Origin of the sequence: Staphylococcus warneri, assembly GCF_900636385.1 — a bacterium.
Lineage (GTDB): Bacteria > Bacillota > Bacilli > Staphylococcales > Staphylococcaceae > Staphylococcus > Staphylococcus warneri.
The window spans coordinates 2,309,612-2,325,319 of the sequence record NZ_LR134269.1 but is presented as its reverse complement, the minus strand read 5'-3'; the positions used below and the strand labels follow the sequence as shown (position 1 = coordinate 2,325,319).

General features: G+C 33.8%; 12 protein-coding genes, 1 pseudogene and 1 riboswitch. Of the genes and pseudogenes, 9 read left to right on the top strand and 4 right to left on the bottom strand.

Annotated elements, in window-relative coordinates:
• Positions 1–54: 54 nt before the first annotated feature.
• On the bottom strand, positions 55–462 hold the full coding sequence (locus tag EL082_RS11350; RefSeq protein WP_002466426.1) for a general stress protein: 408 nt from the start codon (positions 460–462) through the stop codon (positions 55–57).
• Positions 463–675: 213 nt separating this feature from the next.
• A riboswitch (purine riboswitch) is annotated at positions 676–778 on the top strand.
• 266 nt (positions 779–1,044) lie between these two features.
• On the opposite strand from EL082_RS11350, the gene xpt reads away from it, so the two are divergent.
• The 6 genes from xpt (at position 1,045) to EL082_RS11320 (ending at position 8,380) form a co-directional block, all read left to right on the top strand.
• Entirely contained in the window at positions 1,045–1,623 is a 579-nt protein-coding gene (gene xpt, locus EL082_RS11345; RefSeq protein ID WP_049416707.1) for a xanthine phosphoribosyltransferase, read from the top strand.
• On the top strand, positions 1,623–2,891 hold the full coding sequence (pbuX, locus tag EL082_RS11340; RefSeq protein ID WP_002466441.1) for a xanthine permease PbuX: 1,269 nt from the start codon (positions 1,623–1,625) through the stop codon (positions 2,889–2,891). The genes xpt and pbuX overlap by 1 nt, the downstream gene beginning before the upstream one ends.
• Positions 2,892–2,927: 36 nt before the next feature.
• Positions 2,928–4,394, top strand: a complete 1,467-nt coding sequence (gene guaB / locus EL082_RS11335; protein WP_002466427.1) for an IMP dehydrogenase — start codon at positions 2,928–2,930, stop codon at positions 4,392–4,394.
• Between the two features lie 27 nt (positions 4,395–4,421).
• Positions 4,422–5,963, top strand: a complete 1,542-nt coding sequence (gene guaA / locus EL082_RS11330; protein WP_002466433.1) for a glutamine-hydrolyzing GMP synthase — start codon at positions 4,422–4,424, stop codon at positions 5,961–5,963.
• A 130-nt stretch (positions 5,964–6,093) separates the two neighbouring features.
• On the top strand, positions 6,094–6,957 hold the full coding sequence (locus EL082_RS11325; RefSeq protein WP_049416710.1) for a patatin-like phospholipase family protein: 864 nt from the start codon (positions 6,094–6,096) through the stop codon (positions 6,955–6,957).
• Positions 6,958–7,180: 223 nt separating this feature from the next.
• Complete coding sequence (locus EL082_RS11320) at positions 7,181–8,380, top strand: GTP-binding protein (RefSeq protein WP_049416712.1); 1,200 nt, start codon at positions 7,181–7,183, stop codon at positions 8,378–8,380.
• 109 nt (positions 8,381–8,489) lie between these two features.
• On the opposite strand, the pseudogene EL082_RS11315 reads toward EL082_RS11320, so the two are convergent.
• Positions 8,490–9,346 (bottom strand): annotated as a pseudogene (locus EL082_RS11315) (trypsin-like serine peptidase).
• A gap of 582 nt (positions 9,347–9,928) precedes the next feature.
• Between EL082_RS11315 and EL082_RS11310 the strand changes: the two are divergent.
• Complete coding sequence (locus EL082_RS11310; RefSeq protein WP_002466443.1) at positions 9,929–10,546, top strand: CadD family cadmium resistance transporter; 618 nt, start codon at positions 9,929–9,931, stop codon at positions 10,544–10,546.
• 203 nt (positions 10,547–10,749) lie between these two features.
• Here the strand turns inward: EL082_RS11310 and EL082_RS12210 are convergent, their stop codons facing one another.
• Positions 10,750–10,818, bottom strand: a complete 69-nt coding sequence (locus tag EL082_RS12210) for a hypothetical protein (protein ID WP_219350386.1) — start codon at positions 10,816–10,818, stop codon at positions 10,750–10,752.
• A gap of 65 nt (positions 10,819–10,883) precedes the next feature.
• Positions 10,884–10,952 (bottom strand): hypothetical protein, encoded by a 69-nt coding sequence (locus EL082_RS12205; RefSeq protein WP_219350386.1) that lies wholly within the window; start codon positions 10,950–10,952, stop codon positions 10,884–10,886.
• Positions 10,953–11,610: 658 nt separating this feature from the next.
• On the opposite strand from EL082_RS12205, the gene EL082_RS11305 reads away from it, so the two are divergent.
• Together EL082_RS11305 and EL082_RS11300 are read left to right on the top strand one after the other, a co-directional pair.
• Positions 11,611–13,101, top strand: coding sequence for an NADH dehydrogenase subunit 5 (locus EL082_RS11305; protein WP_049416737.1), 1,491 nt, complete (start codon positions 11,611–11,613; stop codon positions 13,099–13,101).
• 13 nt (positions 13,102–13,114) lie between these two features.
• Positions 13,115–15,688 carry a DUF2309 domain-containing protein gene (locus EL082_RS11300; RefSeq protein WP_049416715.1) on the top strand — a complete coding sequence of 858 codons (2,574 nt, stop codon included), beginning with the start codon at positions 13,115–13,117 and terminating at the stop codon, positions 15,686–15,688.
• Positions 15,689–15,708: the final 20 nt, after the last annotated feature.

Sequence of the window (15,708 nt, the reverse complement as noted above, 5' to 3'; positions counted from 1 at the left end):
AGCGTACAAGTTATGGTGTCCTTTTTATATCCATTTCATTTTCACGAGATTGTCTTAAGCTTTTGGGCCTTTAGATTCAGCAGCATAATGTGTGATATCAAGTTCTTCGTAAGCTGCATTATTTTCTTCTACTTCGTTATGAGAAGAACGGTCGCGTCTTGCAACAACTAAAATTTTGTTGTCTAGAATATCTTGTTTATGATTTTCGATTTCTTCATCAGTTAAATCGTATCTTGTAAGAACAGCTTGTTCACCATCTTCACCGATAAGTAATCTAGACATGCGATCACTGAATGAGCCGCTTGTAGCAATTAAACTAATTTGAGAGTCGTGTAAATCATCTAAATGTAATTTTGAACGACTAATAACCGCTAATTCACTTTCTAAATAGCCTTCAGATTTCTTTTGGTTAATCACGTTGTATAATTCTGATTTGTCTTTTACTACTGTAATTTCTGCCATGATTATCGCCCCTTATATTTTCTCTACTTTCAAAATCTATACCCTTACCATTCAATTATAAAACTTTTGTTTATATAAATATATAATTTTACTACTTTATCTACCAAATTTAATTTTGAATTATATATCAAACGCTTTCAGTAAAAATACTGTTAATTCAACGATGATCGTAATTTAATAGATATTGAAAAAGTAGCTAAAATTTGCTATCATCATTAAATAATTTATATGACTCATATAATCTGAAGAATATGGCTTTAGAAGTTTCTACCATGTCGCCTTGAACGACATGACTATGGGTAACAATTCAATACTTAGGAGCAGTTTAAATCGTTCAAACAACACGAAGGACTAGTGTAATGTGTCGTTGATATAAGTTTCTTTAAATAGCATACAAACGACCTCTATATCTTATTGTATACATTTTTAATTATCGATTAATTTGGCGTATCTACTTCTTTATTTGCAATTATACGCAATGTATTGCACGTTCCCTCATAGATCCTGAAACTTATTGAAAGTTTGGGGATTTTTTTGTATCAACAAGTCTATGGATTACATAATTTTGAGGAGGTTTTCTGGGTGGAGTCGTTAGGACGTAAAGTAAAAGAAGATGGTGTAGTCATCGATGAAAAGATACTTAAGGTAGATGGTTTTTTAAATCATCAAATTGATGCAAAGTTAATGAATGAAGTAGGGCAAACATTCTTTGAACAATTCAAGAATGAAGGAATTACAAAAATATTAACTATTGAAGCATCAGGTATTGCGCCAGCAATAATGGCAGCATTCCATTTTGATGTACCTTGCTTATTTGCTAAAAAAGCTAAACCAAGTACTTTAAAGGATGGATTTTATCAAACAGATATTCATTCTTTTACTAAGAATAAAACAAGCACGGTTATTGTTTCTGAAGAATTCCTTGGGGAAAACGATACTGTTTTAATTATTGATGATTTCTTAGCAAATGGTGATGCTTCTCTTGGATTAAACGATATTGTTAAACAAGCTAACGCTAAAACAGCAGGTGTTGGTATCGTTGTTGAGAAAAGTTTCCAAAATGGACGACAAAGACTTGAAGCAGAAGGTCTAAACGTATCATCTTTATGTAAAGTAGCATCATTAAAAGGTAATAAAGTGACGTTATTGGGTGAAAAATAATGAAAAATTTCATTCTTAGTATTCAACATTTATTAGCGATGTATGCCGGCGCGATTTTAGTTCCTATTATTGTAGGAACAAGTTTGAAATTCACACCAGAAGAGATTGCATATTTAGTAACAGTCGATATTTTTATGTGTGGTGTAGCGACATTCTTACAAGTGAACAAAGTCACAGGTACAGGATTACCAATTGTATTAGGGTGTACATTTACAGCAGTAGCACCCATGATTTTAATTGGACAGACAAAAGGACTAGGCGTATTATATGGTTCATTATTTTTATCAGGTATTTTAGTGATTATCATTGCACCATTCTTCTCTCATTTAGTTAAGTTCTTCCCACCTGTCGTGACAGGAAGTGTTGTGACGATTATTGGTATCAATTTAATGCCAGTGGCAATGAATTATTTAGCTGGTGGAGAAGGTGCTAAAAACTATGGTGATCCAAAGAATTTAGTATTAGGTGGGGTTACACTCATTGTGATACTGATTTTGCAACGATTTACGACAGGATTTTTAAAATCAATTGCAATTTTAATTGGATTAATCATTGGAACAGTGTTAGCAGCAATCTTTGGTCTTGTAGATGTTAAGCAAGTAGGTGAAGCACATTGGGTAGGTATTCCTATGCCATTTCGTTTTTCAGGCTTTGGCTTTGATTTAGGTGCAACTTTAGTGTTCTTTATTGTCGCTATGGTGAGTTTAATCGAATCTACTGGTGTCTATCACGCTTTAAGTGAGATTACTGGGAAGAAATTAGAACGAAAAGATTTTCGTAAGGGTTACACTGCGGAAGGTCTTGCAATTGTGATTGGGTCATTATTTAATGCGTTCCCTTATACAGCATATTCACAGAATGTTGGTTTAGTATCTTTATCAGGTGCTAAGAAAAATAAAGTTATCTATGGCATGGTTATTTTATTACTTATATGTGGTTGCATTCCTAAGCTAGGTGCCTTAGCTAATATTATTCCATTACCAGTTTTAGGTGGTGCGATGATAGCGATGTTTGGTATGGTAATGGCATACGGTGTTAGTATTTTAGGTAATATTAATTTTGCAAACCAAAATAACTTATTAATTATTGCAGTGTCTGTAGGTTTAGGTACCGGTATTAGTGCTGTACCTCAAGCGTTTAAAGGTTTAGGAGAACAATTTGCTTGGTTAACACAAAATGGTATTGTGTTAGGTGCCATCTCTGCAATTATCTTAAATTTCTTTTTTAATGGTATAAACTATAAACAAAGTGAAGAAAATGTGAAATAATAGAACAAACTATATAATATTGGAGGCTGTTTTTAAATGTGGGAAAATAAGTTTGCTAAAGAGTCATTAACATTCGATGATGTATTATTAATTCCAGCTCAATCAGACGTACTACCAAGCGATGTTGATTTGAGTGTTCGCTTATCAGATAAAATTAAATTAAACATCCCAGTCATTTCTGCGGGTATGGATACAGTTACAGAATCTAAAATGGCTATTGCGATGGCAAGACAAGGTGGACTAGGCGTTATCCATAAAAATATGGGTATCGAAGAACAAGCTGACGAAGTACAAAAAGTAAAACGTTCAGAGAATGGTGTTATTAGTAATCCATTTTATTTAACACCTGACGAAAGTGTATATGAAGCAGAAGCTTTAATGGGTAAATATCGTATTTCAGGTGTACCAATCGTAAATAATTTAGATGACAGAGAGTTAGTAGGTATTTTAACTAACCGTGACTTACGTTTTATTGAAGATTTTTCTATTAAAATCTCAGATGTTATGACAAAAGAAGATTTAATCACAGCTCCAGTAGGTACGACTCTAGACGAAGCAGAAGCAATTTTGCAAGAACATAAAATTGAAAAACTTCCTTTAGTTGAAAATGGTCGTTTAGAAGGATTAATTACTATTAAAGATATTGAAAAAGTGCTTGAATTCCCATATGCAGCAAAAGATGCTAATGGCCGATTATTAGCAGCGGCAGCAATCGGTATTTCTAAAGATACTGACATTAGAGCAGAAAAATTAGTTGAAGCAGGTGTGGACGCACTTGTTATCGATACAGCACATGGTCACTCAAAAGGTGTTATTGAACAAGTTAAACATATTAAAAATAAATTCCCTGAAATTACTTTAGTAGCTGGTAATGTTGCCACTGCAGAAGCGACAAAAGATTTATTTGAAGCGGGTGCAGATGTTGTTAAAGTTGGTATCGGTCCAGGTTCAATTTGTACAACACGTGTCGTTGCAGGTGTAGGTGTACCTCAGATTACAGCTGTTTACGATTGTGCAACTGAAGCACGTAAACATGGTAAAGCAATTATTGCTGATGGTGGTATTAAATTCTCAGGTGACATTATTAAAGCATTAGCGGCTGGTGGACATGCTGTTATGTTAGGTAGTCTATTAGCAGGTACGGAAGAAAGCCCAGGCGCAACTGAAGTATTCCAAGGTAGACAATACAAAGTATACCGTGGCATGGGCTCATTAGGTGCAATGGAAAGAGGTTCAAATGACCGTTACTTCCAAGAAGACAAAACACCTAAGAAATTTGTACCAGAAGGTATCGAAGGACGTACAGCATACAAAGGTCCTTTACAAGATACAATTTATCAACTTATGGGCGGTGTAAGATCAGGTATGGGTTACACTGGTTCTAAAGATTTAGAAACGTTACGTGAAGAAGCGCAATTTACACGTATGGGACCTGCTGGTTTAGCAGAAAGTCACCCACATAATGTTCAAATTACTAAAGAATCACCAAACTATTCATTCTAACTATAGATTTAAAGGAGAACGACAATTATGGAAATGGCGAAAGAGCAAGAGTTAATTCTTGTCCTAGACTTTGGTAGCCAATACAACCAATTAATCACAAGACGTATACGTGAAATGGGTGTATATAGCGAATTGCACGACCATGAAATTTCTATTGAAGAAATTAAACGAATGAACCCTAAAGGTATTATATTATCTGGGGGGCCTAATTCAGTTTATGAAGAAGGTTCATTCACTATTGATCCAGAAATTTATAATTTAGGCATCCCTGTATTAGGTATTTGTTACGGTATGCAACTTACAACTAAATTATTAGGCGGAAAAGTGGAACGTGCTAATGAGCGTGAGTATGGTAAAGCAATTATTAATGCAAAATCTGACGAGTTATTCTTCGGTTTACCATCTGAACAAACTGTATGGATGAGTCACTCAGATAAAGTCATTGAAATTCCTGAAGGCTTTGAAGTGATTGCAGATAGTCCAAGCACAAACTATGCTGCAATTGAAGATAAATCACGTCGTATCTATGGCGTACAATTCCATCCAGAAGTACGTCATACGGAATACGGTAATGACCTTTTAAGAAACTTTGTACGTCGTGTCTGTAATTGTACAGGCGAATGGACAATGGAAAACTTTATCGAAATTGAAATCGAAAAAATTCGTGAACGTGTAGGAGATCGTAAAGTATTATGTGCGATGAGTGGTGGCGTTGACTCATCTGTAGTAGCGGTATTACTACACAAAGCAATTGGTGATCAACTGACTTGTATCTTTGTTGACCATGGATTACTTCGTAAAGGTGAAGGCGACATGGTTATGGAACAATTCGGTGAAGGTTTTAACATGAATATTATTCGTGTAAATGCACAAGATCGTTTCATGAAAAAATTAGCTGGTGTATCAGATCCAGAACAGAAACGTAAAATTATTGGTAATGAATTCGTTTATGTATTTGATGACGAAGCATCTAAGTTAAAGGGTGTAGACTTCTTAGCCCAAGGTACGCTTTATACAGATGTGATTGAATCAGGTACAAAAACAGCTCAAACAATTAAATCTCACCATAATGTGGGTGGTTTACCAGAAGATATGGAATTTGAACTTATCGAACCGATTAATACGTTATTCAAAGATGAAGTACGTGCATTAGGTATCGAATTAGGTATTCCTGAGCATTTAGTATGGAGACAACCATTCCCAGGCCCTGGTTTAGGTATCCGAGTGCTTGGTGAAATTACGGAAGATAAATTAGAAATCGTACGAGAATCAGATGCGATTTTAAGAGAAGTAGTGCGAGAAGAAGGTCTTGAAAGAGACATTTGGCAATATTTCACTGTATTACCAGGCATTCAATCTGTAGGTGTTATGGGAGACTACCGTACATATGATCACACTGTCGGTATCCGTGCTGTAACATCAATTGATGGTATGACAAGTGACTTTGCGCGTATCGATTGGGAAGTCTTACAGAAGATTTCAAGTCGAATCGTTAATGAAGTGGATCATGTTAACCGCGTTGTCTATGACATTACCTCTAAGCCACCTAGCACAATAGAATGGGAATAAGATACTATGATATAGTCCTCAACCGTATAGGTTAGAGGACTTTTTTATACTACAATGCTTAAAAATTTACCTACATGTAATTACCAGTTACAATTGTAAACGAATATAAAAGATAAAGAGGTTAATTCATATGAATTCAAAAGTAGCATTAGCACTAAGTGGTGGCGGTCATTATGGCATCGCATTTCACATTGGATATTTAAAAGGATTGTTTGATAAAGGGATCGATTTAAGAACTGTAGATTATATCATTGGTACATCTGCAGGGTCTCAAGTAAGTACAACGATATCGTCAATGATTGATTGGGATACAATTTGGCAGGAGCAAATTATTGAAAAAGTTAATGAAACAACACCTATTTCTGATAAAGAAATGGGAGAATTATTCCAAGCGTTTGATCAATTAGCGAAAGAAAGTAAATCAACTAAGGCTTGGGTTGATGGTATGGGAGAAATCTCTAAAAATACTCAACCCAATGTATCACTAGACGCACGTCGTGATATGATTAGAAATCGATTAGGTAGTGTGCCGTTAGAATGGAATGGCAAACTAAATATTGTCGGAACAGAATTAGAGACATCTGAACGTAAAGTATTTAATGCACAATCTGGTGTAGCATTAATAGATGCACTAGCAGCGAGTTCTGCCTTACAAGGTGTATGGCAACCGATTCCAATTAATGGATACCACTATTATGATGGTGGGTCTTATTCAATGGAAAATCCTGATGTCGTTGATGATGCAGATAAAGTGATTGTGTTAACTACTAACTTACCAATTGAAACACCATATACGCTTGATCAACTCGTAGAACAAATGAAAGCTGACGGGAAAGATGTTTATGTTGTAAAACCTAGTGACGAAGTGGTGTCAATTTTACAAGCATATCAATATAATACTGTGAATGCAGATATGAGAGAAGAAATAGCACAAGCAGCCGTTAAACAAGGTGCTGCAGATTATGAACAATTAAAATCTTTTTTAAACGGATAGATGAATTGATTTAATATATTATTCTTTGTATTGAAAGGTATAGTTAAAAGTATTTAGGGAAGGTAAAAATCCTAGATGCTTAAGACTATGCCTTTTTATATTTGTAAAAATAATATGATGAATGGCCCTATTAAGATAAAAATCGTTATTGATAAATCGGAATTAACCCTATAGAATGTAAAACGTAATAATTACTATTTACAAATAAGAGAGGGCGTATATTATGGCTAAAATTCCAGTAACTGTCTTAAGTGGGTATTTAGGTTCTGGTAAGACGACATTATTAAACCATATTTTACAAAACAGAGAAGGACGACGTATCGCAGTTATTGTAAATGATATGAGTGAAGTTAATATTGATAAAGACTTAGTGGCAGAAGGCGGGGGCTTGTCACGTACGGATGAAAAATTAGTAGAGCTATCTAATGGATGCATCTGTTGTACATTAAGAGATGACTTACTCAAAGAAGTTGAACGTATTGTGAAAAAAGGTGGCATCGATCAAATTGTCATAGAATCTACTGGTATTTCTGAACCTGTACCCGTCGCTCAGACATTTTCATATATAGATGAAGAATTAGGTATTGATTTAACAGCGATTTGTAGATTAGATACGATGGTTACAGTTGTTGATGCAAATCGATTTATTAATGATATTAATTCAGAGGATTTATTAATAGATCGTGATCAAAGTGTAAGTGATGAAGATGAAAGAACAATTGCTGATTTATTGATTGACCAAGTAGAATTTTGTGATGTAATGATTATCAATAAAACGGATTTAGTTTCCGAAAAAGAATTAGAACGTTTAGAACAAATCTTAACTACATTGCAACCAGATGCTAAGATCATTAAAACAGTTAATTCAGAAGTAGATTTAAAAGAAGTGTTGAATACACAACGTTTTGATTTTGAAAAGGCGAGTGAGTCTGCAGGATGGATTAAAGAATTAACAGAAGGTGGTCATGCTGAACATACACCTGAAACAGAAGAGTATGGGATTTCTTCATTTGTGTATCGCCGTCGACTTCCATTTCATGCTGAAAGATTTAATGCATGGTTAGAACAAATGCCAGATAACATTGTAAGGGCTAAAGGTATTGTCTGGTTAGCACAATATAATCAAGTTGCTTGCCTGTTATCACAAGCAGGGTCATCATGCTCCATTCATCCAGTGACGTATTGGGTAGCTAGTATGTCTAGAACACAACAGGAAAGTATTTTGGAAGAACGTCCAGATGTTGCAAAAGAATGGGATATTGAATATGGAGATAGACATACACAATTTGTAATTATTGGAACAGATTTAGAGAAAGAAGAGATAGTTAAATCACTCGATCAGTGTTTATTAGATAGTCGTGAAATTGATGCAGACTGGTCACAATTTTCAGACCCATATCATTGGACTATCACACAACAATAATTACAATTGATGAATAAAAAAGTTTCACGTGAAAAAAACATATAAAAATAAAGGTACGCAATGACACTACTTTAGATGATAATTGTAGTGATTTGCGTACCTTTTGATATTATTTAATATTATCTTTTACAAATTGACCAGCTTTACCTTTAAATGATTCACCGCCTGCCATTTCTTGTTTGGCGTATTTGTCAGTAGAATTATTCCATAGATTATAACCGTAAGTACGCAGACCATAAATCTTAGAATATTTGCTATCTAACATTGGAGAACCTGAGGCACCTGCTCTAAAGATATCTTTAGTCATAATTTCAGTACCATTGGCTGAAAATTGTGTAAATCTTAATTGACTGTAATAGGCTTTCGTATTATCACCATTTTGCCAAGGGTAGCCTAATGAATATAGTGGTGTATTAAATTTCAAACTATTAATTTCTTTATCTTATGCGATACGAATAGGCTTAGCATATTTAGACATTTTTTCTTTAGTGTGTACAATAGCAATGTCATAATGCGGTAATTTTTTACATCAGATGCATGGAACTTATATGGGATATGTTTGTCATCACGATTCATTGCGAAAGTAATATATTTAGCGGAAGCGGCTTTTCCATTTTTATCATCAATGACATGTGCATTTGTAATTAGAGTATGATCACCAATAACAGTGCCTGTCCCCATCGAATCTTTCCCTTTCCCTTTGTGACCGTTCATGTTCGATACTCGACCAATGGCTTTTAAATTATTTTGATTCGCTTTCGTGTAATGTTGAATGCTAATCGAACGCTTACTAATTTTTTTAGCTTTTTGATATGCTTGTTGATCGGAAGGATAATTTAATCCATCACGATAATAATAATCGTTATCTGCATGTGCTTGATGTGACATTGTGGCTGTTGCAGACATTGCAAGTGAAGCGATTAATGTGCTACAAATCAATGTTTTAATTGGTTTGAAATATGACAAAATATAAATCCCCTTTGTGTTTGTTTAGTATAAAATCATTTGAAATGTGTGTTTATCATTTTTTAACCTTTGTTACCCCCAATTATATGCGAAATAAGTTGCATTACAATAGAAAACTTAAATCTTTTTATAATTATTTAATGATACTAACAAAATGATCATTTGTTAATTTTAGGATAAAGGTTCAAATATTAATCCTTTCATCTATAGTTACCAGAAACATGTTTATATATCAAAAATATGGCATTACCAAATAATTTCACGAAATATCTATATCTTTTCTTATATAGATATGATAATTTTTATTATAAAGAAAAATCATTTTATCCAATAAGAGGTTAGAACAAAGTTCTTTAGGATCTAATCGATGCGTTAAATATTACATTTAAACCAGATGCTTCTTAATTTTTGACGTATTGTAACCTAATCTGAGAGTTCCTGATATCGAGGTGTCACACTTTGCTTTTAAAGTGGGGGAGCTTAATGATGTTCTAATCTCTTTTTTTATGTTATCTATGACCGATGTTAAGAAATGAAATTAGATGATGTACAATAGCTATGTATAGATGGAGTGTGATATTAGTGCTTTCAATTATATTTACAGCAATAGTTTTATACACAGCAACGGCGATTGATTTATTAGTCATTTTATTGATATATTTCGCTAGAGCTCATACTAAAAAGGAATATAGAGACATTTATATAGGACAATTTTTAGGATCGATGACGTTAATTATCATTAGTTTATTTTTCGCATTTGTATTACACTATGTTCCTGAAAAATGGATGCTAGGATTATTAGGTTTAATACCCATTTATTTAGGCATTAAAGTTGCAATTTTTGATGATTGTGAAGGAGAAAAAAGAGCAAAAGACGCTTTAAATGATAAGGGTTTGTCAAAATTAGTGGGAATTGTTGCTCTGGTAACGATAGCAAGTTGTGGTGCAGATAATATAGGTCTGTTTGTACCTTACTTTGTATCTTTAAATTTCAGTCAGCTTATTGTGACGCTAATTGTATTCGTTATTCTTATTTTTGTACTTATTTATACAGCACAACGGTTAGCTGATATTAAGGATATTGGAGAAATCGTTGAAAAATTTAATCGTTGGATTATGGCAGTTGTTTATATAGGGTTAGGTATATTTATCATTATCGAAAACGATACGATAAAGACATTGTTTGATTTTATATTTTAACTATGAAATAGATGTTAATGGCCAAACTAAAAGAGGTAGGACGATAGGTCCCACCTCTTTTATGTATCATTATTTATTATTTGAAGAAGCCAAGGATTGTTTTGATAATTGAAATGATGCTTGTTACGATTTCCATAATTTAGTCCTCCATTTCTATCAATTGTAGTTTATTTTGGGTTTGTACAAGTTTTTAAGTCATCTTATTATTTGTTGCCTTTAACAAGGTCGATGATTGTTTTAACTAAAGAAATGATACCTGAAATGATTCCCATGATTATATCCCTCCAATTTCAATTTTTAGTGATATCTAAGTTCGTATAGCAAGTAATAATACGAATTATTTGTTGCCTTTAACAAGGTCGATGATTGTTTTAACTAAAGAAATAATACCTGAAATGATTCCCATGATAATTACCTCCCTCGATTGATTTGTTAATTACATTGTAACGAGGATATTCAGTAGATATGATGAAATTTCCTAACTCGTATGTTAGAGGTCATAAGTGGCCCATTTATATGAAAACAGTACAGTCTCTCATGCCTAAGTGTGCACTGTTTTGGAATCGTTTACACAAGCTTTACAAAGCTGTTTTATAGTTGTAATATAATGGGTTTTTAGGGGAAAGAGATTTAATTTGTATGAGGTTTGACATAATAAATATAATCAACTATATTTATATTGTTATGCTCAAAAGTAGAATTAAGCCTTAGCTAGCGATATATGCTAATGATTTTTAAGTGTATATCGAAAGAAAAGGAGTAATTGACGTTTGAACGGATATGTTGATAAACAGGTAGCTTTTTAAATGGAAATATAATCAATCTAATAAATGAAAGAGTTTAACATGTATAGACAGTACGTTAATACGCATACTTTTTAGCTAGAAAGTGTGCCTTAATATTTGTTTAATGTTGAAACCTTAATGATCATATTTCAAGTTGAAATGAAGCCTACAGTAGCAAGTTTCCCATTTGTAAAAGTTGGGGAAGTGACTATTGTAGGCTTTTTATTATGCATAAATTCAAATGATCGAATCTTTATAAAGGAGGTATCTAGAGTAAGTATGAGTGTACTCTTAATTTTGTTTCTTATTACACTGTTGCTAGCGATGTTAAGTGGCTTAATATTTTTATCTGATTCAGTTCCTACGCAATATATCAAGATACATATGTATATTATTGTTTTACCAATCATAGTAGGTCTTATTGGATTATTTACTGTAAATAATTCAGTGATCATTGGACCTTTTACGTTGGATAAATTAGCGTGGTTAATGGGGAGTTTTATTTTAATATTAGGTTTTATTATTCAAAAGTTTTGTGTGCGTTATTTACTTGGTGATAAAAACTATCGACAATATTTTCCACTGTTTACACTCATTACTGTATTTGCGTCTGTAGCTTGGTTAAGTGGGGATCTAAGACTAATGGTTTTAAGTTGGGGCGCAACGTTGTTGTGTCTGACTTTATTAATTAGAGTCAATCGATTCTGGAAAGTGCCACATGAGGCAGCGAAAATTTCAGCTAAATTGTTTGTCGTTGGATGGTTATCATTAGTAATTGCCGTACTATTGTTATTTGTTTCAACAGGTCATTGGTATATCGACGCAGTAGCTGTTGATTATAGTCACATGTCTTTTGGTATGAAATTGATTATTGATTTATTTATTGTGCTTGCAGTGATTATCCCAGCAGCTCAGTTTCCTTTCCAAAGTTGGTTGATAGAATCTGTTGCGGCACCTACACCTGTATCAGCAATTATGCATGCAGGCATAGTAAATGCTGGTGGCATTATATTAACTCGATTCTCCCCGGTATTTGATAACCCAATTGCTATTACAGTGTTGTTATTAATTGCGAGTGTGTCTGTATTGTTAGGCTCAGGGATAAGTCTAGTTCATGTTGACTATAAACGACAACTTGTTGGATCGACGATGAGTCAAATGGGCTTTATGTTAGTACAATGTGCATTAGGTGCTTATTCAGCAGCTATTATACATCTAGTGTTGCACGGTGTATTTAAGGCTACATTATTTTTACAATCTGGTTCAGTTGTAGGTAGGTTTAATATTCCTACACCACTTACAGCTAAGCAATCATATAGTTGGATTGTACTTGGCAGATTGTTAGCGATAGTGATTGCATTTGTCTTTTGGTTTAATAGCGATCACAGCGCATATGAATTGATTAGTGCATTAATTTTAGCATGGTCATTAATGGTGTCATGGAATCAACTCGTTGCGTTTAGTAAATCTGCAATGGGCAAACTGATTGGTATCGGCATGATTGTTATTGTTGCTTTAGTTTATATCGTGACACATCATTTCTTTAATTATTTATTAAACACAGTGCATATAAGTGTGACACATCCACCATTACTAAGTAGTATATTAAGCATTGGTATCATTGTATTTGGAAGCATTCTAAGTATTTGGGTAGCACATCATCGAAATTCACATACCTTTGCTGTGTTGTATTTATGGCTAGTTAAATTGGGTGAAGCAAAATCTGCTTCCATTGAAAGCCATCCGAACTATTTGAAAAAGTATTTATAAAAGGGTGAAAACTATGGTTAATTCACAACAACAGAATGATATAGAAATGATTGTCTCAGAAGCGAAACGTGTCATTACACCGTTATCTCCGATTTCAATTTTCGCCGCAAGAAATCCTTGGGAAGGTTTAGAAAATCAAACTTTTAATGAAGTGGCAACATGGTTGAAGGATATTAGAGATGTTGATATGTATCCTAATTACAATGCTATCGAAGATGCTAAAGCACATGGGGAAATAGATATAGATATTTTTGAATCTTTATTAAATGATGCGCTTCAAACGTCGGAAATCAACATTGAAACAGACCTTGAAAAACGCTATATCAAAAACATCCAATATATTAAGCGTGTGCCAGATCGCTTTTTAGGAAATCAAATACGCCATGATATTTTGAATTCATTACCTAATCAAATTAAAAAGAATAAGCCAACAGATTTACATAGACCTAAGAGTGCGGACCGTGTAAATCATCAAAATGAAATGTTAATTGATGAGGTAGATGTACATATCATCAAGTGGTCTAAATTGTACTTAGATCAATTTCAATCAAGTTGGACGATGCCTAAACGAGAAGAAGGCTTTTATACAGCATGGTTACATTTAGCACAACATGATCCTGCTTTAACTAAAGCAGCTAGACAATTGATTCGTCATTTGCCATCAAAGTCACATGAATTAATTAAGCATGTATTATCAAAGTTAGATATTTCTAAAAATCATTGGCAATCTTATATAGAAGGTCAGTTACTGGCTTTGCCTGGATGGGCAGGGATGATGTATTACAGAGCAGAAGAAAATGAATCAGAACGTCAATTGTTAACAGATTATGTAGCAATCAGATTAGCTACTGAATGGATATTATTAACCACTACCAAAGACCAATTTCAATTATCAGAGCTACATCATCATAAAGAAATTGAATTAGTGAGTGCGTTTATGTTTTATGCGGAATTATCGTTAGAAGAATGGATTGATTTGTCAGATGAATTAAAGTTGAGATATTTAAATTTTGCGCGTCAATTTCAGCGCCAATATTTTCAAAATTTATGGCTTAACGCTTGGGAAGAAACGCATGAACGTGACTTAGTCAATACAATTTATGAATCGCAATCTGAAAATGAGTCTCAAAAGATACAAGCACAGTTAGCATTTTGTATCGATGTCCGTTCTGAACCATTTCGTCGTCATCTTGAAGGTGAAGGACCATTTGAAACGATTGGTATTGCAGGATTCTTTGGTTTACCTATAAAAAAAGAAGTGATTGACGCACAATTTGAGCATGAATCATTACCAGTGATGGTGCCGCCAGCATATAAAATTCAAGAATATGCAGAACGACATCAACTAGAACGTTATCAGCAACAACAACATACGATCACTTCAATGTTTTATACATTTAAATTAATGAAACATAATGTATTGCCTAGTTTATTATTACCAGAATTAAGCGGTCCGTTCTTAAGTATAAATACGATTGCTAATACACTCATACCTACTCAAGCTAGGCAGTTTGTCCATCGATTTAAAAAGAAATGGCTTCAAAAACCTGAGACAAAATTATCAATTGCTCGTGAACATCATGTTTATTCGGAATTACCAATTGGATTAACAGAAGAAGAACAAATTCAATTTAGTAAGCAAGCATTACAATTAATGGATTTAACTAAAGATTTTGCACCGCTTGTTGTTTTAGGTGGACACGGTAGTGAATCGCATAATAATCCATATCATTCTTCTCTAGAATGTGGTGCTTGTGGTGGCGCGTCTAGCGGATTCAATGCTAAATTATTAGCGATATTATGTAATCAAACATCAGTCAGAACAGCACTTAAAGAAGACGGTATCATCATACCAGATGAAACTGTATTTGTAGCAGCCGAACATAAAACCTCTGTAGATGAATTAGAGTGGATTTATGTACCAGAATTAACGCAAAGTGCACAACAGGCATTTGATTTATTAGAATCGGTTATGCCTCAAGTGAGTTATAAGTCTAATTTAGAGCGTTTAGCACATTTACCTAACTTAGATAAAGTGCATAAAGATCCAGTTGCTGAAGCCTATCAATATGCAAGTGACTGGAGTGAAATCAGACCTGAATGGGGCTTAGCTAAAAACGCAGAATTCATTATTGGGAAACGTTCGATTACTGAAAACAGTAATTTAGAAGCACGTGCATTCTTGCATAATTATGATTGGACACAAGATGAAGATGGCCATATTCTAAATACAATTATTTCAGGACCAGCGCTTGTTGCACAATGGATTAACTTACAATATTACGCGTCTACTGTGGCACCTCATTTTTATGGCAGTGGTAATAAAAGAACACAATCTGTAACATCTGGACTTGGTGTCATGCAAGGTAACTCTAGTGATTTAATGTATGGTTTACCATGGCAATCAGTGATGGCACAAGATAATGAGATTTATCATTCCCCAGTACGCTTATTAGTGGTTATTCAAGCACCAGACACACATATTCAAAGATTACTTACTGAAAATCAGAAATTTGCACAAAAAGTAGACCATGGATGGGTGAGACTAGCAAGTATAGATGAACATAATAGTTGGAAAGATTGGTAAAATATAGGCGGTATGTAAAA

Coding starts and splice junctions, on each gene's coding strand:
- EL082_RS11320 (WP_049416712.1), top strand. CDS start 7,181: ATGGCTAAAATTCCAGTAACTGTCTTAAGTGGGTATTTAGGTTCTGGT.
- guaB (WP_002466427.1), top strand. CDS start 2,928: ATGTGGGAAAATAAGTTTGCTAAAGAGTCATTAACATTCGATGATGTA.
- EL082_RS11305 (WP_049416737.1), top strand. CDS start 11,611: ATGAGTGTACTCTTAATTTTGTTTCTTATTACACTGTTGCTAGCGATG.
- EL082_RS11325 (WP_049416710.1), top strand. CDS start 6,094: ATGAATTCAAAAGTAGCATTAGCACTAAGTGGTGGCGGTCATTATGGC.
- EL082_RS11350 (WP_002466426.1), bottom strand. CDS start 462: ATGGCAGAAATTACAGTAGTAAAAGACAAATCAGAATTATACAACGTG.
- guaA (WP_002466433.1), top strand. CDS start 4,422: ATGGAAATGGCGAAAGAGCAAGAGTTAATTCTTGTCCTAGACTTTGGT.
- pbuX (WP_002466441.1), top strand. CDS start 1,623: ATGAAAAATTTCATTCTTAGTATTCAACATTTATTAGCGATGTATGCC.
- EL082_RS11300 (WP_049416715.1), top strand. CDS start 13,115: ATGGTTAATTCACAACAACAGAATGATATAGAAATGATTGTCTCAGAA.